The following is a 20,571-nucleotide window of genomic DNA, read 5'->3' as shown; positions in this document are numbered from 1 at the left end:
CATCCCTTTCCGGAAGGAGGAAAATAATAATGATTCAACCATTTACACGTTTGCATGTGGCTGACAACTCTGGTGCGAAGGAACTGATGTGTATCCGCGTACTGGGTGGTACTGGACGCCGTACAGCAGCAATCGGCGATCTGATCGTTTGTTCCGTTAAACAAGCAACACCAGGCGGCGTTGTCAAAAAGGGTGATGTTGTTAGAGCGGTGGTTGTTCGTACAAAACGTTCGGTACGCCGTAAAGATGGATCTTACATCGCATTTGACGAAAATGCAGCTGTTGTTGTCAAAGACGACAGAAGCCCGCGCGGAACACGTATCTTCGGACCAGTTGCTCGCGAACTTCGCGACAAGGACTACATGAAGATCGTTTCCTTGGCACCGGAAGTAATCTAAAAAACCGAGTGATGCTCGGTTGTACTTGATAAGGTCAGTTATAGGAGGTGTAATCAATGCCTAGAGTTAAAAAAGTTCTGGAATCCCATAACAATAAACTGCACGTGAAAAAAGATGATGTGGTGCTTGTGATCAGCGGGAAAGACAAAGGTAAAAAAGGCCGTGTCATCGCTGCTTATCCTCGTGAAAACCGCGTCCTGGTAGAAGGCGTGAACATGGTGAAAAAACACCAAAAGCCTAACCAGTTGAATCCGCAAGGCGGAATCATCGAGCAGGAAGCTTCGATCCATGTGTCCAACGTAATGCACATTGATCCGAAGAGCGGGAAAGTTACGCGCATCGGCTATAAAGTACTAGATAACGGTAAGAAGGTTCGGGTAGCAAAAAGATCCGGAGAGATTATCGACTAATACAGTCCTAATGAAAGGAGGTAAATCTTCATGGCAGCAAGAATGAAAGAACGTTATCTGAATGAAATCACACCATCTTTGATGCAGAAATTTAACTACACAACAGTTATGCAAGTGCCTAAGATCGAGAAGATCGTCATCAACATGGGTGTGGGTGACGCTGTTCAAAACTCCAAAGTACTTGACGCTGCAGTTAATGACATGCAGTTGATCACTGGTCAAAAGCCAGTTATCACTAAAGCAAAGAAATCCATCGCCGGTTTCAAACTGCGCGAGAATATGCCGATCGGGGTTAAAGTAACACTGCGCGGCGAGCGTATGTATTACTTCCTGGATAAATTGATCAACGTAACGCTTCCCCGCGTTCGTGACTTCCGTGGTATTTCCAGCAAAGCCTTTGATGGCCGCGGTAACTACACACTGGGTCTTAAAGAACAATTGATCTTCCCGGAAATCGAGTATGACAAAGTGGATAAGGTTCGCGGTATGGACATCGTTATTGTAACGACTGCTAAGACGGACGAGGAATCCCGTGAGCTGCTGAATCAGCTGGGAATGCCTTTCACAAAATAAGAATCATCCATTTCTCCGAAAATGTTTAGGAGGTGTCAGTCTAAGTGGCAAAGACTTCAATGAAAGTTAAACAACAACGCGAGCCTAAGTTCAAAGTACGTGCATATACACGTTGCGAGCGTTGCGGTCGTCCACATTCGGTACTGCAAAAGTTCAAAATTTGCAGAATTTGTTTCCGTGAATTAGCTTATAAAGGCCAGATTCCTGGCGTGAAAAAAGCAAGTTGGTAAGAAGTTTATAAACGGGAAGGAGGTTTACACACATGACTATGTCTGATCCTATTGCAGATATGCTTACTCGTATTCGTAACGCCAACACTGTGCGTCACGAGACAGTAGAAATGCCTGCTTCTACTATGAAAAAACAAATCGCGGACATCTTGAAGCGTGAGGGCTTCATCCGTGATGCTGAATTCGTTGAAGATAGCAAACAAGGGATTATCCGTATTTTCCTGAAGTACGGCCCAAGCCAGGAGCGCGTTATCACTGGTCTGAAAAGAATCAGTAAACCAGGTCTTCGCGTATACACGAAGAGCAATGAAGTGCCTCGTGTACTCGGTGGCCTTGGAATCGCGATTATCTCCACATCTAAGGGAGTTATGACCGACAAAGAAGCTCGTCAATCTAAATCCGGCGGAGAAGTTGTCTGCTACATTTGGTAATAAACGTCACAAGATAAGGAGGTGCAACACATGTCTCGTATTGGTCGCAAACCAATCGCAGTACCTAGCGGTGTAGATGTCACTTTGGACAACACCGTTATTACAGTAAAAGGTCCTAAAGGCACTTTAACTCGTGAGCTTCATAAAGACATGAAGATTACAGTTGAAAATAACGAAATCACTGTTGTTCGCCCGTCGGACAACAAATTGCATCGTTCACTTCACGGCACAACCCGCTCCGTTGTCAACAACATGGTGAGTGGTGTGACTGAAGGTTTCTCGAAATCTCTGGAACTGGTTGGGGTCGGATATCGTGCAAGCAAATCCGGAGATAAAATCGTATTGAACGTTGGTTACTCCCACCCGGTTGAAATCACACCGGAAGCGGGTATTGAGTTCGATGTTCCTGCGAACACGAAGATCATCGTTAGAGGGATTGACAAAGAACGCGTTGGCGCTTATGCTGCCAAAATCCGTTCCGTACGTGAACCTGAACCATATAAAGGTAAAGGTATCAAATATGAAGGCGAGCGTATCATCCGCAAGGAAGGTAAAGCTGGTAAGAAGAAATAACCAGCTCTACCTTAATTGTAAGATACCCCGTGCATCTTAAAGTGAAGCTGTTTACGGCAAACTGAAGGGAGTGAAAGGGAAGTCATGATTACAAAAGAGGATAAAAACAAGGCTCGTCTCAAAAGACACCTGCGTGTTCGTAAGAAGATCCAGGGTACAACTGAGCGTCCACGTTTGAATGTGTTCCGTTCTTCGAAACACATCTACGCTCAACTGATCGATGATGTGACAGGCGTTACTATCGTATCTGCCTCCACACTTGATAAGGAATTGAGTGATACAATCGGAAATGGCGGCAGCGTTGAAGCTGCAAGCAAAGTGGGTCAATTGATCGCTGAGCGCGCTAAAGAAAAGGGTTATGCAGTGGTTGTATTTGACCGCGGTGGATACTTGTACCATGGACGGATTCAGGCTCTGGCTAGCGCAGCTCGCGAAGCTGGTCTTGAATTCTAGAATATTTCTAAAAGGAGGTTAACGACTTGCGTGTAGATCCGAACAGTTTAGAACTGACAGAAAGAGTTGTACACATCAACCGTGTTGCAAAAGTTGTAAAAGGCGGACGCCGTTTCAGCTTTAGTGCACTTGTTGTTGTGGGCGACGGCAACGGCTACGTTGGTGCTGGTATCGGTAAAGCCGGCGAAGTTCCGGATGCCATCCGTAAAGGCATTGAAGACGCCAAGAAAAACCTGATCCACATTCCAATCGTAGGAACTTCGATTCCTCACCTGGTTACTGGACATTTCGGCGCAGGACGCGTTCTGCTGAAACCAGCATCCGAAGGTACCGGCGTTATCGCTGGTGGACCGGTTCGTGCGGTGCTTGAATTGGCAGGCGTTGGCGATATCTTGACAAAATCTTTGGGTTCTTCGAATTCCATGAATATGGTCAATGCTACTTTAGAGGGTCTTTCCCGTCTGAAGCGCATTGAAGAGGTCGCGAAGCTTCGCGGCAAATCTGTCGAAGAATTACGCGGTTAAGGAGGGAACGTCAATGGCTAAATTGCAAATTACCCTCGTACGCAGTGTAATTGGACGTCCAGAAACACAACGTGTTACTGTTAAGACGCTCGGCCTGCGCAAAACCAACTCGTCCGTGGTTCACAACGACACTCCTGCAATTCGCGGAATGATCAACAAAGTGAGCCACTTGCTGTCCGTTACTGAAATTGAAGGCTAAAAAGCCTCGCATAAATTAACAAACATAAGGAGGTGCAAACGATGAAGTTACATGAACTTGCTCCAGCTCCTGGATCACGGAAAGAACGCAACCGCGTTGGTCGTGGACCAAGTAGCGGTAACGGTAAAACTTCGGGCCGTGGTCACAAAGGTCAAAACTCCCGTTCCGGCGGTGGTGTACGTCCAGGCTTCGAGGGTGGACAAAACCCACTCTATCGTCGTCTGCCTAAACGTGGTTTCGTCAATCCTACCCGTAAAGAGTACGCGATTGTGAACCTGGAAGATCTGAATAGCTTTGCAGAAGGAACAGAAGTAACTCCTGAGCTTTTGCTTGAAACTGGTGTTGTCAGCAACACTAAGAGCGGCATCAAGATTCTCGGCAACGGTGAACTGGCTGTTAAATTGACTGTCAAAGCAAATAAGTTCTCTCAATCTGCGGTAGAGAAAATCGAAGCTGCCGGCGGTAAAACCGAGGTGATCTAATGTTCAAGACGCTTAAGAATATATGGCATGTTGAAGATTTGCGCAAAAAGATCCTGTTTACCCTGTTCGTTCTGATCATTTACCGCATCGGTTCGTTTGTACCGGTTCCCGGTGTGAACAAAGAAGTACTGGAATCAGCAAATCAGGGCGGAGACGCTTTGATGGGTCTTTTGAACACCTTCTCGGGCGGAGCGCTCAAAAACTTCTCGATTTTTGCGATCAGCATTTACCCGTATATCACAGCATCCATCATAGTACAATTGCTTTCGATGGATGTTGTTCCTAAGTTTGCCGAATGGGCTAAGCAAGGGGAACACGGGAAAAAGCAGCTGGCGCAAATTACGCGTTACGGCACAGTTGTGCTAGGTTTGATTCAAGCGTTTGCCACATCTATCGGGTTTAACCGGATTTATGGCACTGAGATGATTCCAAATGCAACCTTTGCGGATTACCTGCTTATTGCGATCATATTGACGGCAGGTACATCATTCTTGATGTGGTTAGGTGAGCAGATCACTGAAAAGGGTATAGGAAACGGGATTTCGATCCTGATTTTTGCGGGAATCGTCGCCGCCTTTCCGGGATATATCACCACTACGGCGCAATCAAGCTTCATCCAGCCGGGTCAGATGTTCCTGAATATTCTTAAAGTCGTTATTGTAATGATCGTGGTTGTAGCGATTATTGTCGGGGTGATCTTTGTTCAACAAGGTATCCGTAAAATCCCTGTACAATATGCCAAGCGCGTAGTCGGTAACAAAATGTACGGTGGACAGAATACGCACATTCCGCTTAAAATTAATGCGGCTGGTGTAATTCCTGTTATCTTCGCCGTTTCGCTGCTTCAATTCCCGGTCGTTTTATCGAGCTTCTGGTCCACCCACACTTGGGCTAAATGGGTCTCGGCCAATCTGGATCATACCAAGCCGCTCGGCATGCTGCTGTATGTAGTCATGATCATCGGATTCACGTTCTTCTATACGTTTGTTCAGATGAACCCGCAGCAAATGGCTGACAATATGAAAAAGAATGGCGGATACATTCCAGGTATACGTCCAGGTAAGGCTACTGAGAAATATCTGACTAGAGTAATGTCGCGTCTGACCATGTCCGGTGCGCTGTTCCTGTCATTAATCTCTGTACTGCCAGTATTATTTGGATCGTTGTCCGGGTTACCGAAGCAAGTACAGATTGGTGGTACGGCACTGCTGATCGTTATCGGTGTTGCACTGGATACCATGAAGCAGATCGAGAGCCAATTGATCAAACGCCATTACAAAGGCTTCATCAATAAATAGGCGATAGGTTCCGGAGAAGTACCTAAGGTTCTAAACTTCCCGGTACCTATTGTGCTGTTTCTTGCTTGGTGGCGAACTTTTGGGGGGAGAAGAGAATCGTGAACATTTTATTCATGGGCCCTCCTGGGGCAGGCAAGGGAACACAAGCCGCAGTTGTTGTTAAAGAACTTGGTATTCCGCATATTTCGACCGGTGATGCTTTTCGCTTGGCAATCAAGCAGGGAACACCGATCGGGCTGAAGGCTAAATCTTACATCGATGAAGGTTTGCTTGTACCTGATGATGTGACTATTGGAATCGTCGAAGAACGGCTGCAGCAGTCCGATTGCGAAAAAGGTTTTTTATTGGATGGCTTTCCAAGAACCCTTTCGCAAGCGGAAGCGCTGGGAGAAATCCTCAGCCGGCTTGGAACTTCACTGGATCACGTTGTTAACTTGAATGTGGACCGCGGACTGCTGATGGCGCGTCTTACCGGACGCCGGATCTGCTCAGTATGCGGAACATCCTACCATTTGATTTTCAACCCGCCGAAGCAAGAAGGCGTCTGCGACATTGATGGCGGAGAATTGTATCAGCGTCCGGATGACAACGAAGAAAGTGTAGGCAAGCGTCTGGATGAGTATGATAACAAGACAGCGCCGCTGCTTGCATTTTATGACGATAAAGGTCTTGTGCGTCAGGTAAACGGAGAAAACGAAATCAATGTCGTTTCTTCTGAAATCGTATCTATGCTGCGGGGTTAATGTAATGATCATTTGCAAATCCGAACAGGAACTTGTCTTTATGAGGGAAGCTGGTCGAATTGTTGCCGAGAGTCACCGTCTTATTGCTGAAGCTATCCAGCCAGGCATTACTACCGGTGAGCTCGACAGAATCGCCGATGGGTACATTCGCAGTCAGGGTGCTGTGCCGTCTTTCAAAGGCTACAACGGTTTTCCTGCCAGCATTTGCGCTTCAGTCAACGAACAATTGGTGCATGGATTTCCAGGGAAACGCAAACTGGTAGAAGGCGACATCGTTACGCTGGATATCGGTGCAGAGTACCGTGGTTATCACGGTGATTCCGCCTGGACTTACGGGGTGGGCAGCATTTCCGAAGAGGCTCAGCATCTGCTGGATGTCACGGAAGGCTCCCTGTACGCTGGACTGGCGTTAGTCAAACCGGATGTGCGCTTGTTTACAATCTCCCATGCAATTCAAGCATACATTGAAGACGCCGGGTTCTCCGTTGTCCGCGAGTATGTTGGTCATGGCATTGGGGCAGAACTGCATGAAGAACCGCAAATTCCGAACTATGGCATAGCGGACCGTGGACCACGTCTGAAGCCGGGTATGGTACTCGCCATTGAGCCGATGGTTAACGCGGGAGAACGTTATGTCAGAACGCTGGATGATAACTGGACGGTCGTTACGGTAGACGGTTCACTGTGTGCTCATTTCGAGCATACAGTAGCAGTTACACCGGACGGTATGGAGATTTTCACAAAACTGAATGCGTAGGTGATCTTCACGTGAATACTGGGAGCAGCCCGCAGATTGGTCAAATTGTGAGGATTCTCAAAGGCAAGGATGCCGGAGAGGCTGCCGTTGTTATCGCAGTTGTGGATAGCAGATTTGTATATATTGCTGATGGGGACAAACGTAAGTTTGACAGCCCAAAGAAGAAGAATATTCAGCACCTGGAGCTCATACCCTTCATCAGCAGTGAGATTGTAGACAGTTTGGAAGAAACCGGCCGGGTCACCAACGGAAAGCTGCGGTTTGCAGTGATGAAGTATGGCGAGCCCCCTGGACAAAGTGCTAATGAGAAAGGAGACTAACTGTGGCTAAGGAAGACGTCATTGAGGTAGAAGGAACGGTTATTGAGCCGTTGCCTAACGCAACTTTTAAGGTTGAGCTTGAGAACGGTCATCAAATACTTGCCCATGTGTCCGGGAAATTGCGGATGCACTTTATCCGTATTCTAACCGGAGACAAAGTGGTCGTGCAGTTATCGCCTTATGATCTATCAAAAGGCCGTATAACTTACCGGAAATAGATGGGAACTACAACAAAAGTTTTGCTTCGCAAAACTTTGAGGAGGTAATTAACATGAAGGTAAGACCTTCTGTAAAGCCCATGTGCGAAAAATGCAAAGTCATCCGCCGCAAAGGGACTGTTATGGTAATTTGCGAAAATCCGAAACACAAACAAAAACAAGGTTAAGAAGGGGGTGTAGCGTAAAATGGCTCGTATAGCTGGAGTGGATTTGCCACGTGATAAGCGCGTTGAGATCGCCTTGACTTATATTTTCGGAATCGGTAAAACGACTTCCCAGAAAATTCTTAATGGAACAGGCATTGACGTTAACACACGTGTCCGTGATTTGACGGAAGATGAAGTCAGCAAACTGCGTGAAACGATCGACAAAGAGGTTAAGGTTGAAGGTGACCTTCGTCGTGAAATTTCCTTGAATATTAAGCGTCTTACTGAGATCGGCTGTTACCGCGGTGTTCGTCACCGTCGTGGATTGCCTGTTCGCGGTCAACGTACCAAAACCAATGCTCGTACCCGTAAAGGCCCGCGTCGTACTGTAGCAAACAAAAAGAAATAAGAAGAGGTGATAAGAGACAATGGCTAAACCGAAAAAAGTCGTACGTACGAAACGTCGCGACCGGAAAAATATCGAGTCTGGCGTGGCACATATCCGTTCCACGTTCAATAACACTATCGTTACGATCACGGATCCCCACGGAAATGCAATTTCCTGGGCAAGCTCCGGTGGTCAAGGATTCAAAGGTTCCCGTAAATCGACTCCATTTGCAGCGCAAATGGCAGCCGAAACAGCTGCTAAGGCAGCTATGGAACACGGCATGAAGTCCGTTGAAGTTATGGTTAAAGGACCGGGCGCGGGCCGCGAAGCAGCCATCCGTTCCCTTCAGGCCGCTGGTCTTGAAGTAAACCTCATTAAAGACGTTACTCCAGTTCCTCACAATGGATGCCGTCCGCCGAAGCGTCGCCGCGTTTAGTACAATCAGAATTGTGATTGTGGTATAATTCTGACGCATCTGCTAATAATAGGTGTTTAGGCATACTACATGATACACCTGATGGGGTGACTGTTTCATATAGGAGCGACGTTTGAAGGAGGGGTACACTCGTGATAGAAATCGAAAAGCCGAAGATTGAGACCGTAGAAGCCAATGATGATGGGACCTATGGGAAATTCGTAGTTGAACCGCTGGAACGTGGATATGGCACGACTCTGGGGAACTCGCTTCGCCGGATTCTGCTTTCCTCCCTTCCGGGAGCCGCAGTGACTTCGGTCCAAATTGACGGCGTTCTGCATGAGTTCTCGACCGTTCCCGGCGTAATGGAAGATGTGACGGAAATCATCCTGAACCTTAAAGCTCTGTCTCTGAAAATTCATTCGGATGAAGAGAAAGTGTTCGAGATTGATGCTGAAGGAGAAGGCATCGTTACCGCAGGTGATATCCGTGCGGACAGCGATGTTGAGATCCTGAACCCGGATCTTCATATTGCAACGCTGGGACCTGGCGCGAGACTGCACATGCGCATTTTTGCAGGCCGTGGTCGCGGCTACGTCCAAGCGGACCGGAACAAACGCGACGATCAGCCAATTGGTGTAATTCCGGTTGACTCTATCTACACTCCTATTTCACGTGTGAATTACGGTATTGATAATACCCGTGTTGGTCAAGTGACTAACTACGACAAGTTGACGCTGGAAATTTGGACAGATGGCAGTATCCGACCGGAAGAAGCCGTTAGCCTTGGAGCCAAAATTTTGAACGAGCACCTCGTTCTGTTCGTAGGACTTACGGATGAAGCGAAAGACGCCGAAATTATGGTTGAAAAAGAAGAAGACAAAAAAGAAAAAGTACTTGAGATGACTATCGAGGAGCTTGATCTTTCTGTCCGTTCCTATAACTGCCTCAAACGTGCCGGTATTAATACCGTGCAAGAGCTGACTACGAAAACTGAAGAAGATATGATGAAGGTTCGTAACTTGGGCCGCAAATCTTTGGAAGAGGTTCAAGAGAAGCTTGAGGAACTTGGTTTAGGACTTCGTACAGAAGAATAGGACCCCGGAGTTCTTGAGACTTGAGTGAAGGAGGGAAAACAAATGGCATACCAAAAATTGGGCCGTGATTCCAGCGCGCGTAAAGCTTTGTTCCGCGATATGGTAACGGATCTGTTCCTATACGAACGTATTCAGACAACAGAAGCCAAAGCGAAGGAAGTTCGTTCCATCGCTGAGAAACTGATCACTAAAGCGAAAAAGGGCGATCTTCATGCTCGCCGTCAAGTAGCTGCATTTGTTCGTCGTGAGACTGTAGATGGTGAACAAGATGCAATCCAAAAATTATTCTCTGATATTGCTCCTCGTTACACAGAGCGTCCAGGCGGATACACTCGTATCCTGAAGCTGGGACCTCGCCGTGGCGATGCTGCGCCTATGGTTTATCTTGAACTGGTAGACCGCGCGTAGTTTCACAAGCCATGATTTCCGGATGTACGCTTTACGTATTTAACGTTATTGTACTGCAGGGCATATTACCCTGCCGTGCAAATAACCGCGGGAATCACCTTGTATAGAGTAGAAGGAGCTCCCGCCGGGGCTCTTTTTTTTGAGAATAAATTAAGTATATGGACCAACAGGAGAATGAAATGCGCAATCTATTGATGAAAGTCAATTATGACGGTACCCATTATGATGGCTTTCAGACCCAGCCTCAGGGCAATACGATTCAGGACAAGTTGGAGCATGCTATTCAGCATCTGACCGGTGAGACGCTCAAAATCACGGGCTCAGGACGGACTGATGCGGGGGTGCACGCTTATGGCCAACCTTTTAACTTCATAACCTCCTCCCAGATTCCACTGGAGCGCTGGTGTCTGGCTCTGAATGCCAGGCTGCCGCAGGACATCGTGGTTACAGAGGCCGCTGAAGTTCCGCTCTCGTTCCACTCCCGTAGAGGGGCGAAGCGTAAAACCTACCGGTACACGATTAACGGCAACCGATTCCCGGACCCGTTCCAGCGGCGCTGGCAGCATCATCATCCGATGAAGCTGAACGTTCCTGCGATGGAGAGGGGGCTAAGCTCGCTGCTGGGTACCCATGATTACACCTCGTTTGCCTCCAGGAAGTCCACCAAGACTTCTCATGTGCGGACTATTTACGAGGCTTATCTTGAGGTAGACCGCAGCATGTGCCGCCCGGGCTCTCCTGACCAGGGAGTAATCCATACCTATATTACAGGCAGTGGCTTTCTGCAGCATATGGTACGCATTATTATGGGGACGCTGATGCAGGTGGGGCAAGGTAAAATCAGCGCAGATAGAATGCCTGCAATTCTCGCGGCTTGTGATCGTGCAGCGGCCGGACCTACGGCTGTGTCTAAGGGGCTGGCACTCTGGAGTGTGGAATATGACGAGATGTAGGACTGAACGGCCGGTACTATATTTTTTTATGAAAATTAGTACTGAATGTTTAAAAATCGCTTGCGCTTGTCATGTTTATACTGTAATATAAAAGTTGTGTTTTCTTGATGGCTATCCCACAGCCCCGATCAAGGAAATGCCAAAAAATAAGTTTTTTAACTCACTAAATTGTAATTCAATCGCGAAACAAGATATACGAAACAGATGATTTTCGTACGAGAACAAGGAGGAAACATTCATGCGTACCACCTACATGGCGAAGCCGAACGAAGTTGAACGCAATTGGCACATCATTGATGCCGAAGGCAAAACACTTGGCCGTTTGGCAAGCGAAGCCGCTGCTCTGATCCGCGGCAAACACAAACCGCAATTCACTCCACACGTTGATACTGGTGATTTCGTAATTGTTATCAACGCTGAGAAGATTCACCTCACAGGTAAGAAAATGCAAAACAAGAAATACTACCGTCACTCGATGCACCCAGGCGGCTTGAAGGTTACTGTTGCTGAAGACCTGATCAAGACCAAACCTGAGCGTATGATTGAATTCGCAGTTCATGGCATGATTCCTAAGACTCGTCAAGGTAATCACATGAAACTGAGACTTAAAGTATATGCAGGCGCTGAACATCCACATGCAGCACAAAAACCTGAAGTTTACGAACTTCGCGGATAAGAATAAAGGAGGACAGTTTCATGGCACAAGTACAATACTATGGGACAGGTCGTCGTAAACATTCGGTAGCACGTGTTCGCCTTGTACCGGGTGAAGGACGCATTGTCATTAACAAACGTGAGATGGACGAATATTTCGGTGTTGAAACACTGAAAATGATCGTAAGACAACCTTTGAACCTGACTGAAACTCTGGGCAGCTACGATGTAATCGTACTTGCACATGGTGGCGGCATTTCCGGTCAAGCTGGCGCAATCCGTCACGGGATTTCCCGTGCATTGCTCAAAGTAGACCCTGAATATCGCGGTACGCTGAAGAAAGCCGGATTCCTGACACGTGACCCACGTATGAAGGAACGTAAGAAATACGGCCTCAAAGCTGCTCGTCGCGCTCCACAGTTCTCGAAACGTTAAGAATCCCTTGTTCTCAAGGAATGGAAGCTCCTGGCCTTTATGGTCGGGAGCTTTTTTGTAATTCTCCTGATATCCAAGTATTTACGATACTTTATTCCAAATTGAACAAAACCCATTGACTTCGCTGCTCAAACGGATATACTATATCTTATAGAATTAGTCGGGATTAACCTCTTAGGTTTCGATCTTGACGATATCCGGATGGAGGAAACTTAGATGAACCTGCTCGAGAAAGAGGATTTAATCAAAGTGAAGGCGGAAGAGCTGGAGCATGCTGCTCCGGAAGAGATTATCCGCTGGGCGGTGGAGACCTTTCCGAATATAACCTTTGCCTGCAGCTTCGGGGCGGAGGATGTGGTGCTGGTGGATATGATTCAGAAGGTGAGTCCCTCGACAGATGTGTTCTATTTAGATACGGATTATCATTTCAAGGAAACCTATGAGACTAGAGATATTATGGCTGACAAGTACGGGATGGAATTCGTCCGGGTGTCTCCGCAGATTTCGGTGGAGGAGCAAGCCTTGCAGTATGGGGAGGCACTATGGAATACAGACCCTAACCAGTGCTGCGCGATTCGTAAGGTTGAACCGCTAACCCGTATTCTCTCACAATACGACGCCTGGATTACCGGAATTCGCCGGGACCAGGCTCCTACCCGAGCCAATTCGAAGAAGATAGAATATGATAATAAGTTCGGGCTGGTCAAATTCAATCCGATTGCGAACTGGACTACTGAGGATGTGTGGAATTATATCCGTGAGAATGATGTAATCTACAATCCGCTGCATGACCGCAATTTCCCGAGTATCGGCTGTGAGCAATGCACCCGGGCTGTTATGCCTGGTGAAGATCCGCGTGCCGGCAGATGGTCCGGTTCGGACAAGACAGAATGTGGATTGCACAAATAAGATACGCTTAAATAAGTTTCGCCCAGATATGATCTCTAATCACTAATTTATCCGCACTAAGTTACCAGCACTGTATACAGCAGTGCACAGGCACTGCACAGGAGGAGAGAATAGGGATGACTTCAATACTTCCTCATGGAGGAACACTGATCCGGCGTATCGCAGACGGAAAAGAGAGAGAAGAACTGCTGAAGCAAGCTTTAGCCCATCAATCGATTGCCCTTAATACTTGGACCTTATCTGATTTGGATTTAATTGGTGTAGGTGCCTTCTCACCGCTCACCGGATTCTTGAACGAAGAGGATTATCACTCGGTAGTGAGCAATATGCGGCTGGCTAACGGTACGGTATGGAGTATACCGGTTACACTGGCTGTCGGTGACGAGCTTGCGGCAACTCTTAAGACAGGCGACAGGGTTTCTCTAATCGGTGAAGACGACGGTGTTATCTACGGTTTGCTGGATATTGAGAGTATTTATACGGTCGATCAGCAGGTTGAAGCGCAGAATGTGTTCAAAACAACCGATCCCGCACATCCCGGAGTCAGCAAACTGCTGTCCCGGCCGGCGACCTATGTAGGCGGACCTATAACGGTACTGAACCGCCCGCAGCCGGAGAAATTCGCTGAATTCTATTTTGACCCCGCCGAGACCCGTCGGATCTTCGCAGATAAGGGCTGGAGAACGGTTGTAGGCTTCCAGACGCGTAACCCGGTACATCGTGCCCATGAGTATATCCAGAAATGCGCTATGGAGGTTGTAGACGCCCTGTTCCTCAATCCCCTGGTAGGTGAGACCAAGTCGGATGATGTCCCGGCCAACGTGCGGATGAAGAGTTATCTGGCCTTGCTGGAGAATTATTATCCGGAGAACCGTACTTTCCTAGGAGTCTTCCCGGCAGCAATGCGTTATGCGGGCCCGCGTGAAGCCATCTTCCATGCCATGGTGCGTAAGAATTACGGCTGTACACACTTCATTGTCGGGCGTGATCATGCAGGTGTGGGAGATTATTACGGTACGTATGAAGCGCAGGAGATCTTTGCTAACTTCACCGCCGAGGAGCTTGGGATTACACCGCTATTCTTCGAACATAGCTTCTTCTGTGTGAAGTGCGGCAATATGGCCTCCAGCAAAACCTGTCCGCACCCGGCCGACCAGCACCTGACGCTTTCGGGTACGAAGGTACGGGCACTGCTGCGTGACGGACAATGTCCGCCTCCTGAGTTCACACGCCCCGAGGTGGCGCAAATTCTGATTGAAGGAATGTCACCGGAAGTCTCTGTAAACTCCTAAACAGCCGGTACTATTTGGCCCTCTTGTCCCATATAGATGAGTAGAATCTATCGGGACGAGGGGGTCTTTGTTATGTCTGGAGGGCAGAAGCGTAAAGTCTCGGTCTGGATCTCTTGGCGCGGCATCAAAAAAAGTATCCTGGCCGCTGTGCTGCTCACTATAATGATCGGAATCATCGCCTACGACATGCCGACTGCCAAGACGGTCAATTATTGGAGCTTGCCGCTCTCCGGCAAGGTGATTGCCATTGATGCAGGTCACGGGGGACCGGATGGGGGAGCAGTGAGCCGCTCAGGCCTGATTGAGAAGGATATCAATCTCTCCGTGTCGCTGTACTTGCGTGATTATTTGCAGCAGGCTGGGGCGATTGTGGTGATGACCCGTGAAGGGGATTATGATCTGGCCCAAGGCAGTACCAAGGGATACGCAAGGCGCAAGACGGAGGATCTCAAGCAGCGGGTGCGGAGCATTGAAGAGAAGGGGGCAGATCTGTTTGTCAGCGTACATATGAACAGTATTCCTTCCAACCGCTGGAGCGGGGCTCAGACCTTCTATTATCCAAGCAACGATGGGAACAAGGCCTTGGCCGGGCTGGTACAGGATGAGCTGAGGGCTACACTTGAGAATACGGACCGTGTGGCGAAGACAGCGAGTACCATTTATTTGTTAAAGGTGTTAAAGATGCCATCCGTGCTCGTTGAGGTAGGCTTCCTGTCACACCCTCAGGAGTCCTTGCTCCTTGGGGATGATCTGTACCAGCGGAAGGTGGCGACCAGCATCTACCGGGGCATCCTGCGGTACAGCTCCGAGAAGCCATAGAGGCATAGGGGGGACTACTCTTCCCTCCGGGGGTAATGCTATAATGGGTACAAATACCGGGGCTTACCGCCGGATAGGAACAGAGGTGCTTTCCATGCAGACCAGGGAACAAATTCAGGAACTTTTACAGCCGCTTACAGACCCGGAATCCGGAAAAAGCCTGATCGATTTACAGTTAATCCGCGATATCATGATCAAGGAGGACCGTATTTCGTTATCCATCGTATGTCTGGATTCGGACGAGAAGAAGCGGATGGAGCTGGAACAGAAGGTTCGTGATCTCCTTACGGAGGGCGGGGCAGAACAGATTCATATCCGCCTGCGTGATGCCACCGACTATGAACGGGCTACGCTTCGCGGAGAAGGCGGCGGGGACGAGCCGGATTCAGATCAAGAGGGGAAGCTCAAAGGACACGCAGCGGGTCTTGAGGGGCATGAGCTGATTAACGAGAACTCAGGGGTGAACTTCATCGCGATCGCCAGCGGCAAGGGCGGGGTCGGGAAATCAACAGTAACCGTGAATCTGGCGGTGGCGCTGGCCCGCAAGGGTAAGAGAGTCGGCCTGATCGATGCAGATATTTACGGCTTCAGCATCCCGGACATGATGGGAATTGAAGAAGGGCCGATTGTGGAAGAAGGAACGATTATTCCGGTAGAGCGCTTCGGCGTGAAGGTCATGTCGATGGGCTTCTTCATCCGGGAGAATAGTCCGGTCATCTGGAGAGGACCCATGCTTGGCAAAATGCTGCGCCAGTTCTTCAGTGATGTCGGCTGGGGAGAGCTGGATTACCTGCTGCTGGATCTGCCGCCAGGTACGGGTGATGTGGCCCTTGATGTCCACCAGATGCTGCCGCACAGCAAGGAGATCATTGTCACTACCCCGCATGCTACAGCTGCCTTTGTGGCGGCGAGGGCGGGCTCTATGGCACTGCAGACCGAGCATGAGATTCTTGGCGTCATTGAGAATATGGCGTACTACGAATGCTCTTCCTGCGGCAAAAAGGATTACATCTTCGGCAGAGGCGGCGGAGCCCGCCTGGCGGAAACGCTGCATACAGAGCTGCTGGCCCAAGTACCGCTGGGTGCCCCGGACAACCATATTTCCGAGCCGGACTTCTCACCGTCAGTATATAAGGCGGATACGGCTACCGGAGTACTGTTTGCAGACATTGCAGACAAGCTGATTGCCAAGTACGAGCAATAATCACCCTTTGACCTTGCTAGCACATAAACAAATAAGGCCATGTCCCTTCCACGGGGCAAGGCCTTATTTTAGTTAAGAACCCGAACCGGAGTCGTCTCCGCCATCCTGCTTCTGACTGTCCCCGCCCTGCTTGTCCTCCCCGCCGCCTTTCCCTGCATCTTTTTTCTCAACCTTGGGCTGCAATTCATCCTGGACCACGGATTTGAGAAGAGTAAGTACTTCCATACGGAATAGCGGGTTCTGCATGGCCTCCTGCATAATCGTCATGGACTGCTTGCGGTAATCCGGAGTCTTGGTAAGGTCGAGGAACATTTTCGTCATCTCGGGCGACTTCATAATTTCTCCAACTGACTTCTGATAAGTGGGGTCTTTGATTAATTGAAGATGAAGTTCCTTACTTTCTTTGTTAATCGCTTTGGCAAAATCTCCGGCAAACTGCGGGTCAGTCATGATTTTTTCGATTTCCTTCTGATACTCCGGTGCGGTGAGGGTATCTTTAACAGCGATCCGGATCTCCTCAGTTGTCTGCATAGGCATCATCTTCATGCTTAGGCCGCTGGCGGCGCTGCCCCCCTCTGAGCTTGGAGTAGACAAGGCCTCCTCTACAGCCTTTTTCCCTTCATCGCTTTTTAATATATCAACAACCATCGTCTTCATTTCCTTATATCCGCCTTGTCCCGAAGAAGAACTGCTCTGTTCGCCCCCGCAGGCCGTCAAGGTGATCATCAAGCCAAGTGTCAAGCCTCCAGACCAGATAGCCCTCCATTTCATTGGCGCTGCCCTCCTTTATAGAATTACTGCTTGTAGTATGCCGCGCCAGGGAACATTTATGTTGAAGCGGAATGGTTTTTTGACGGTAACCTTGGTAAAATAAATCTGACACGGGGAGGTGAAAGCGCTGAGCTTGAGAAAATGGTTTTATTTGTTCTGGACCACGCTTTTGATCGGTGCAGGCGGGGCTGTTATTGCTGGACTTGCTCTGCAGATAGGGAATGGCGGTATAGAGTTTAAAGGCACTGCCGATCTTCTCCTGTACTCCCTGATTCTTTTGGGCTACGGAGTGCTTGTAAGCGTATACGCCCAGCTCGGATTTTTTGCATATCTGATCCTCAACTATACGGGCATCGGGGTGTTCCCGCGCAAGGCGTGGCGTTACATACAACTGGTGTTGGCCGTGCTGGCGCTGTTTGAGCTGATGTTTCTGCGCACCTTTGTCAGCGGAGACCAGAGCGCCCGGACGGATTTGACGTTAGGCGTGGCTATTTTGTTCACTGCTCTTATTGTATCTTGGCTCAAAATACGCAGCACGAACGCGTCAGCCTGGGTCCCGACCTTTTTCTTCATGACAGCCATCACTATAGTGGAGATTATCGGTGTGCTGCGGATCGGCGTTGACAGCGCCACCATCTTTATTCTTGTACCGCTTGTCGCCTGTAATGCCTTCCAGATTCTGATGCTGCACCGTGTACTTAAGCCGGCCTCAATCTGACTATAGCAATCATGCTCAAAACCCCGCCCCTGTGTAAAGAACCAGGGAGACGGGGTTTTGGCATTGCCTGTAGGGAGCGGTTAGAATGAAGATGAAGAGGTTAATCTTAAAGAACAGAGTGGAGGAGGGAATATATGAACATCAAGCGCTATATGATAAAAGACACAAGTGAAACACGCCTGAAGGACCTCGATCCTAATGAACGTGGAGACTTCAAATCCAAAGAAGAAGCCGAAGCCAAAATGGAGAAGCTGAAGGAACGGCTGGTCAAACTGCAGGATATCCTTTTTGCACAGAAAAAGCATTCGCTGCTGGTTATCCTTCAAGGAATGGATTCAAGCGGCAAGGACGGAACCGTCAAACACATCTTCTCCGGCATCAATCCGCAAGGGTTCATCGTAACCAGCTTCAAGAAGCCCTCTCTGGAGGAGGAAGCGCACGATTTCCTGTGGAGAGTCCATATGAAGACCCCGCCTAAAGGCTATATTGCCGCATTCAACCGTTCGCATTATGAGGATGTGCTGGTGCCCCGCGTGCATGGCGGTCTTAGCAAGGAGGATGCCAAGCGGCGGTTCCGCTACATCCGCCAGTTCGAGGAGATGCTGGCGGAAGAGGGAACGACGGTCATTAAGCTCTTTCTGCATATCTCCAAGGAGAAGCAGCTGGAGAAGATTAAGGAGCGGCTTGAAGATCCGGCGAAGCACTGGAAATTCGATGCCAGTGATCTGCAGGAACGCGAATACTGGGACGATTATCAGAAGGCGTATGAGGATGTTTTCCAGGAGAGCAGTATAGATAAGGCTCCGTGGTATTGGATTCCGGCGAATCACCGCTGGTACCGCAACTATCTGGCCCTCAAGATTGTAGTCAAAACGCTTGAGGGGCTTGACCTGAGCTACCCGAAGCTGAATACACCGACGCCAGATATCTCACAGCTGATCTCACCGCGTCACTGATGCCATCAGTGGTAAGGGAGTTACATTCCCGCAGCGTCTTCCAGGCCATTATCCAACAAGGCGGAATCGCGGACTTCCTTGCCGTTTGCACTGCTTTGGCTGATTAGCTCCGAGACGGTTACGAACTCATACCCCTGGCTGCGCAGCTTATCAATAATCTGAGGCAGGGCTTCATGCGTTTGTTTGCAGGAGTCGCTGGCATGCAGCAGCACAATATCTCCAGGATGGGCTTTGCTCGTTACACGGTTAACGATGTTATCTACACCGATGTTCTTCCAGTCCAGTGAGTCCGTGTCCCATTGAATGACTTTATAGCCGAGATCGGTTGCCACCTGCAGGACTCTTTTGTCAAAATCACCGTTAGGCATTCTGATCAGGTTGGGCTGAGAACCGGTTAGCTCCGTCAATACTGTATGGGCCGTACTGATCTGCGTGCGGATTTCATCATTGCTTAGTGTACTGTAGTTCACATGCTTGTGACCGTGGCTGCCAATCTCAAACCCGGCGTCTTTGATGCTTGTAACGATCTCAGGATGGGTTTTGCTCCAAGGTGAGGACAGGAAGAATGTCGCTTTATCCACCTTTTTGTCTTCCAGCACCTTCAGAATCGGCTCAGGCCGTTTCTCTCCCCAACTGATATCGAAGGTTAAGGCGATCAGCTTCTTTTCCGTCGGCACACTGTAAATGGCAGAAGGGGCAGCTTCAGAGAATACGGTGATATTGCCCCTCTCCACATAGACAACGCCGGCGGTAAGAAGCGCAGCAGCAAAAATGTACAGAAACCGTTTGATCTTTTTGCCGCTAAATACATAAAAAGAATTCATATTGTCAGCGCTCCTCTCCCATGCGAAATGCTTGTTTGTTCTAAATGTATGCTCGTACAGGGCGCTTATGACCTCAGATATGAATCAATCCATACGAATTGCAATTCGGCAGAATCCAAATCAGGAGGTACGCATGTTATCTTTTAATACATTTATCAAGGATCTAAGGACGATTCGCACCGCGCTCCTAATGGCCACAATCCTGTTCATAGCGGGGGGGATATTGGGCTGGGTCGGCACTGGTAGTCTTCAGCAGCTGCTGAATGAGCAATTGAAGGGGATCAGTAAGATTAGCGGGAACCTTAGAGAGTCGTCCAATCCGCAGTGGAGCTTTTTTGTATTCATTTTTTTGAACAATAGCATCAAAAGCGTAGTCATCATTTATCTGGGTGCCTTATTCGGCCTCTTGCCTGCGTTCTTTCTGTTGATCAACGGTGCCGTTATCGGCTATCTGATTCATTTGTCTGCGATACAGGGACAGGATCTGTTCACGCTTATTGTAAAAGGGCTGCTGCCGCACGGCATTATTGAGATTCCAGCCATCATCATTGCCTGCGCCTTTGGGCTGAAGTTCGGCAGTAATGTGCTCTCTGCACTCTTTGGAGCGATGAAGCGGAGCGGAGAAAGGGCAGTGAACTGGCAGGCCTTTATGCGGCAGACCTTCACCGCTTCAGTCTGGATCGTGATTCTGTTATTTGTTGCGGCAATCATCGAGAGCACAATTACATTTTGGCTTTTATCATAAAATCCTGGGGAATTGTGCATAACAGTAAAGCCGAAACATTTGGATCAGCTGCCAGGTTAAATAAAGAGAGTCCATGAATGGGATTTTCTTATGATAATGGTTATAGGTTCAATACTCCGGTTAATTTAGTGTAAGCACTTCAACAGAGCTTCCCGCATCAAATGGCTTTTGAGTGAGATGAAACGGCGTTTGATGATTTTGGATAACTATGAATTTCATGAAGGAGGC

General features: G+C 48.7%; 32 protein-coding genes. 30 read left to right on the top strand and 2 right to left on the bottom strand.

Translation table 11 applies throughout. The features are described 5' to 3' along the window. Positions 1 to 29 precede the first annotated feature (29 nt). The 27 genes from rplN to NYE24_RS16170 all read left to right on the top strand — a co-directional run bounded on the left by rplN (position 30) and on the right by NYE24_RS16170 (position 16,329). Positions 30 to 398 (top strand): 50S ribosomal protein L14, encoded by a 369-nt coding sequence (gene rplN / locus NYE24_RS16300; protein ID WP_036680556.1) that lies wholly within the window; start codon positions 30 to 32, stop codon positions 396 to 398. Positions 399 to 454: 56 nt separating this feature from the next. Continuing rightward, positions 455 to 808 (top strand): 50S ribosomal protein L24, encoded by a 354-nt coding sequence (rplX, locus tag NYE24_RS16295; protein WP_019908235.1) that lies wholly within the window; start codon positions 455 to 457, stop codon positions 806 to 808. A 30-nt stretch (positions 809 to 838) separates the two neighbouring features. Continuing rightward, complete coding sequence (rplE, locus tag NYE24_RS16290) at positions 839 to 1,381, top strand: 50S ribosomal protein L5 (protein ID WP_036692402.1); 543 nt, start codon at positions 839 to 841, stop codon at positions 1,379 to 1,381. Positions 1,382 to 1,425: 44 nt separating this feature from the next. Then, positions 1,426 to 1,611, top strand: a complete 186-nt coding sequence (locus NYE24_RS16285; protein ID WP_036589425.1) for a type Z 30S ribosomal protein S14 — start codon at positions 1,426 to 1,428, stop codon at positions 1,609 to 1,611. A gap of 32 nt (positions 1,612 to 1,643) precedes the next feature. Next, entirely contained in the window at positions 1,644 to 2,042 is a 399-nt protein-coding gene (gene rpsH / locus NYE24_RS16280; protein ID WP_036692403.1) for a 30S ribosomal protein S8, read from the top strand. A gap of 30 nt (positions 2,043 to 2,072) precedes the next feature. After that, positions 2,073 to 2,615, top strand: coding sequence for a 50S ribosomal protein L6 (gene rplF, locus NYE24_RS16275; RefSeq protein WP_036692405.1), 543 nt, complete (start codon positions 2,073 to 2,075; stop codon positions 2,613 to 2,615). 84 nt (positions 2,616 to 2,699) lie between these two features. Then, entirely contained in the window at positions 2,700 to 3,068 is a 369-nt protein-coding gene (gene rplR / locus NYE24_RS16270; protein WP_342479099.1) for a 50S ribosomal protein L18, read from the top strand. Positions 3,069 to 3,094: 26 nt separating this feature from the next. After that, a complete protein-coding gene (rpsE, locus tag NYE24_RS16265; RefSeq protein ID WP_036652980.1) occupies positions 3,095 to 3,592 on the top strand; it encodes a 30S ribosomal protein S5 in 498 nt (165 codons plus the stop codon). A gap of 13 nt (positions 3,593 to 3,605) precedes the next feature. Beyond that, entirely contained in the window at positions 3,606 to 3,791 is a 186-nt protein-coding gene (rpmD, locus tag NYE24_RS16260; RefSeq protein ID WP_019908243.1) for a 50S ribosomal protein L30, read from the top strand. 41 nt (positions 3,792 to 3,832) lie between these two features. Continuing rightward, positions 3,833 to 4,273 carry a 50S ribosomal protein L15 gene (rplO, locus tag NYE24_RS16255; protein ID WP_036692409.1) on the top strand — a complete coding sequence of 147 codons (441 nt, stop codon included), beginning with the start codon at positions 3,833 to 3,835 and terminating at the stop codon, positions 4,271 to 4,273. Further along, entirely contained in the window at positions 4,273 to 5,571 is a 1,299-nt protein-coding gene (gene secY, locus NYE24_RS16250; protein ID WP_036692411.1) for a preprotein translocase subunit SecY, read from the top strand. Before rplO ends, secY begins: the two co-directional genes overlap by 1 nt. 98 nt (positions 5,572 to 5,669) lie before the next feature. After that, positions 5,670 to 6,314, top strand: coding sequence for an adenylate kinase (locus NYE24_RS16245; RefSeq protein ID WP_036692413.1), 645 nt, complete (start codon positions 5,670 to 5,672; stop codon positions 6,312 to 6,314). A gap of 4 nt (positions 6,315 to 6,318) precedes the next feature. Beyond that, positions 6,319 to 7,071: a type I methionyl aminopeptidase gene (gene map, locus NYE24_RS16240; protein WP_036692416.1), complete on the top strand. Its 753-nt coding sequence runs from the start codon at positions 6,319 to 6,321 to the stop codon at positions 7,069 to 7,071. A gap of 11 nt (positions 7,072 to 7,082) precedes the next feature. Then, positions 7,083 to 7,391, top strand: a complete 309-nt coding sequence (locus NYE24_RS16235) for a KOW domain-containing RNA-binding protein (protein WP_036692417.1) — start codon at positions 7,083 to 7,085, stop codon at positions 7,389 to 7,391. 2 nt (positions 7,392 to 7,393) lie between these two features. Continuing rightward, positions 7,394 to 7,609 (top strand): translation initiation factor IF-1, encoded by a 216-nt coding sequence (gene infA, locus NYE24_RS16230; protein ID WP_018753971.1) that lies wholly within the window; start codon positions 7,394 to 7,396, stop codon positions 7,607 to 7,609. Positions 7,610 to 7,662: 53 nt separating this feature from the next. Then, positions 7,663 to 7,776: a 50S ribosomal protein L36 gene (rpmJ, locus tag NYE24_RS16225; protein ID WP_026688601.1), complete on the top strand. Its 114-nt coding sequence runs from the start codon at positions 7,663 to 7,665 to the stop codon at positions 7,774 to 7,776. Positions 7,777 to 7,795: 19 nt separating this feature from the next. After that, positions 7,796 to 8,164, top strand: coding sequence for a 30S ribosomal protein S13 (rpsM, locus tag NYE24_RS16220; RefSeq protein WP_036692419.1), 369 nt, complete (start codon positions 7,796 to 7,798; stop codon positions 8,162 to 8,164). Positions 8,165 to 8,183: 19 nt separating this feature from the next. Continuing rightward, positions 8,184 to 8,579, top strand: a complete 396-nt coding sequence (rpsK, locus tag NYE24_RS16215) for a 30S ribosomal protein S11 (protein WP_020427052.1) — start codon at positions 8,184 to 8,186, stop codon at positions 8,577 to 8,579. Between the two features lie 131 nt (positions 8,580 to 8,710). After that, positions 8,711 to 9,655, top strand: a complete 945-nt coding sequence (locus tag NYE24_RS16210) for a DNA-directed RNA polymerase subunit alpha (RefSeq protein WP_036692422.1) — start codon at positions 8,711 to 8,713, stop codon at positions 9,653 to 9,655. Positions 9,656 to 9,697: 42 nt separating this feature from the next. Beyond that, positions 9,698 to 10,063: a 50S ribosomal protein L17 gene (gene rplQ / locus NYE24_RS16205; RefSeq protein ID WP_019908254.1), complete on the top strand. Its 366-nt coding sequence runs from the start codon at positions 9,698 to 9,700 to the stop codon at positions 10,061 to 10,063. Positions 10,064 to 10,242: 179 nt separating this feature from the next. Continuing rightward, positions 10,243 to 11,016, top strand: coding sequence for a tRNA pseudouridine(38-40) synthase TruA (gene truA / locus NYE24_RS16200; RefSeq protein ID WP_342479098.1), 774 nt, complete (start codon positions 10,243 to 10,245; stop codon positions 11,014 to 11,016). A 238-nt stretch (positions 11,017 to 11,254) separates the two neighbouring features. Next, on the top strand, positions 11,255 to 11,692 hold the full coding sequence (gene rplM, locus NYE24_RS16195; RefSeq protein ID WP_036692430.1) for a 50S ribosomal protein L13: 438 nt from the start codon (positions 11,255 to 11,257) through the stop codon (positions 11,690 to 11,692). A gap of 20 nt (positions 11,693 to 11,712) precedes the next feature. After that, a complete protein-coding gene (rpsI, locus tag NYE24_RS16190; RefSeq protein WP_036692433.1) occupies positions 11,713 to 12,105 on the top strand; it encodes a 30S ribosomal protein S9 in 393 nt (130 codons plus the stop codon). A 216-nt stretch (positions 12,106 to 12,321) separates the two neighbouring features. Next, entirely contained in the window at positions 12,322 to 13,014 is a 693-nt protein-coding gene (locus tag NYE24_RS16185; RefSeq protein WP_342479097.1) for a phosphoadenylyl-sulfate reductase, read from the top strand. Between the two features lie 116 nt (positions 13,015 to 13,130). Continuing rightward, entirely contained in the window at positions 13,131 to 14,306 is a 1,176-nt protein-coding gene (sat, locus tag NYE24_RS16180; RefSeq protein WP_076161539.1) for a sulfate adenylyltransferase, read from the top strand. Positions 14,307 to 14,378: 72 nt separating this feature from the next. Continuing rightward, positions 14,379 to 15,125 carry an N-acetylmuramoyl-L-alanine amidase CwlD gene (gene cwlD, locus NYE24_RS16175; RefSeq protein WP_036692442.1) on the top strand — a complete coding sequence of 249 codons (747 nt, stop codon included), beginning with the start codon at positions 14,379 to 14,381 and terminating at the stop codon, positions 15,123 to 15,125. Between the two features lie 94 nt (positions 15,126 to 15,219). Beyond that, positions 15,220 to 16,329, top strand: a complete 1,110-nt coding sequence (locus tag NYE24_RS16170; protein ID WP_036692453.1) for a P-loop NTPase — start codon at positions 15,220 to 15,222, stop codon at positions 16,327 to 16,329. A gap of 72 nt (positions 16,330 to 16,401) precedes the next feature. On the opposite strand, the gene gerD is transcribed toward NYE24_RS16170, so the two are convergent. Further along, a complete protein-coding gene (gerD, locus tag NYE24_RS16165) occupies positions 16,402 to 17,100 on the bottom strand; it encodes a spore germination lipoprotein GerD (RefSeq protein WP_051493272.1) in 699 nt (232 codons plus the stop codon). 127 nt (positions 17,101 to 17,227) lie between these two features. Here gerD and NYE24_RS16160 point away from each other — a divergent pair, with 127 nt between their 5' ends. Next, a complete protein-coding gene (locus NYE24_RS16160) occupies positions 17,228 to 17,818 on the top strand; it encodes a KinB-signaling pathway activation protein (RefSeq protein ID WP_076161545.1) in 591 nt (196 codons plus the stop codon). Positions 17,819 to 17,952: 134 nt separating this feature from the next. Then, entirely contained in the window at positions 17,953 to 18,774 is an 822-nt protein-coding gene (locus tag NYE24_RS16155) for a PPK2 family polyphosphate kinase (RefSeq protein WP_036692444.1), read from the top strand. 20 nt (positions 18,775 to 18,794) lie between these two features. On the opposite strand, the gene pdaB is transcribed toward NYE24_RS16155, so the two are convergent. Further along, positions 18,795 to 19,598 (bottom strand): polysaccharide deacetylase family sporulation protein PdaB, encoded by an 804-nt coding sequence (gene pdaB, locus NYE24_RS16150; RefSeq protein WP_036692446.1) that lies wholly within the window; start codon positions 19,596 to 19,598, stop codon positions 18,795 to 18,797. 133 nt (positions 19,599 to 19,731) lie between these two features. Between pdaB and NYE24_RS16145 the strand changes: the two genes are divergently transcribed. Beyond that, the gene (locus NYE24_RS16145; protein ID WP_036692448.1) at positions 19,732 to 20,343 is read left to right on the top strand and encodes a stage II sporulation protein M; all 612 of its coding nucleotides are present in this window, start codon (positions 19,732 to 19,734) and stop codon (positions 20,341 to 20,343) included. The last annotated feature ends 228 nt before the right edge of the window (positions 20,344 to 20,571 follow it).

It is taken from the genome of Paenibacillus sp. FSL H7-0350, from assembly GCF_038593195.1.
GTDB lineage: Bacteria > Bacillota > Bacilli > Paenibacillales > Paenibacillaceae > Paenibacillus_AQ.
The sequence above is the reverse complement of the archived record's forward strand: the minus strand, read 5'-3'. Positions and strand labels throughout refer to the sequence as shown.

Coding starts and splice junctions, on each gene's coding strand:
- rplN (WP_036680556.1), top strand. CDS start 30: ATGATTCAACCATTTACACGTTTGCATGTGGCTGACAACTCTGGTGCG.
- rplX (WP_019908235.1), top strand. CDS start 455: ATGCCTAGAGTTAAAAAAGTTCTGGAATCCCATAACAATAAACTGCAC.
- rplE (WP_036692402.1), top strand. CDS start 839: ATGGCAGCAAGAATGAAAGAACGTTATCTGAATGAAATCACACCATCT.
- rpsH (WP_036692403.1), top strand. CDS start 1,644: ATGACTATGTCTGATCCTATTGCAGATATGCTTACTCGTATTCGTAAC.
- rplF (WP_036692405.1), top strand. CDS start 2,073: ATGTCTCGTATTGGTCGCAAACCAATCGCAGTACCTAGCGGTGTAGAT.
- rplR (WP_342479099.1), top strand. CDS start 2,700: ATGATTACAAAAGAGGATAAAAACAAGGCTCGTCTCAAAAGACACCTG.
- rpmD (WP_019908243.1), top strand. CDS start 3,606: ATGGCTAAATTGCAAATTACCCTCGTACGCAGTGTAATTGGACGTCCA.
- rplO (WP_036692409.1), top strand. CDS start 3,833: ATGAAGTTACATGAACTTGCTCCAGCTCCTGGATCACGGAAAGAACGC.
- secY (WP_036692411.1), top strand. CDS start 4,273: ATGTTCAAGACGCTTAAGAATATATGGCATGTTGAAGATTTGCGCAAA.
- map (WP_036692416.1), top strand. CDS start 6,319: ATGATCATTTGCAAATCCGAACAGGAACTTGTCTTTATGAGGGAAGCT.
- rpmJ (WP_026688601.1), top strand. CDS start 7,663: ATGAAGGTAAGACCTTCTGTAAAGCCCATGTGCGAAAAATGCAAAGTC.
- rpsM (WP_036692419.1), top strand. CDS start 7,796: ATGGCTCGTATAGCTGGAGTGGATTTGCCACGTGATAAGCGCGTTGAG.
- rpsK (WP_020427052.1), top strand. CDS start 8,184: ATGGCTAAACCGAAAAAAGTCGTACGTACGAAACGTCGCGACCGGAAA.
- rplQ (WP_019908254.1), top strand. CDS start 9,698: ATGGCATACCAAAAATTGGGCCGTGATTCCAGCGCGCGTAAAGCTTTG.
- truA (WP_342479098.1), top strand. CDS start 10,243: ATGCGCAATCTATTGATGAAAGTCAATTATGACGGTACCCATTATGAT.
- rplM (WP_036692430.1), top strand. CDS start 11,255: ATGCGTACCACCTACATGGCGAAGCCGAACGAAGTTGAACGCAATTGG.
- rpsI (WP_036692433.1), top strand. CDS start 11,713: ATGGCACAAGTACAATACTATGGGACAGGTCGTCGTAAACATTCGGTA.
- NYE24_RS16185 (WP_342479097.1), top strand. CDS start 12,322: ATGAACCTGCTCGAGAAAGAGGATTTAATCAAAGTGAAGGCGGAAGAG.
- sat (WP_076161539.1), top strand. CDS start 13,131: ATGACTTCAATACTTCCTCATGGAGGAACACTGATCCGGCGTATCGCA.
- cwlD (WP_036692442.1), top strand. CDS start 14,379: ATGTCTGGAGGGCAGAAGCGTAAAGTCTCGGTCTGGATCTCTTGGCGC.
- NYE24_RS16170 (WP_036692453.1), top strand. CDS start 15,220: ATGCAGACCAGGGAACAAATTCAGGAACTTTTACAGCCGCTTACAGAC.
- gerD (WP_051493272.1), bottom strand. CDS start 17,100: ATGAAATGGAGGGCTATCTGGTCTGGAGGCTTGACACTTGGCTTGATG.
- NYE24_RS16155 (WP_036692444.1), top strand. CDS start 17,953: ATGAACATCAAGCGCTATATGATAAAAGACACAAGTGAAACACGCCTG.
- pdaB (WP_036692446.1), bottom strand. CDS start 19,598: ATGAATTCTTTTTATGTATTTAGCGGCAAAAAGATCAAACGGTTTCTG.
- NYE24_RS16145 (WP_036692448.1), top strand. CDS start 19,732: ATGTTATCTTTTAATACATTTATCAAGGATCTAAGGACGATTCGCACC.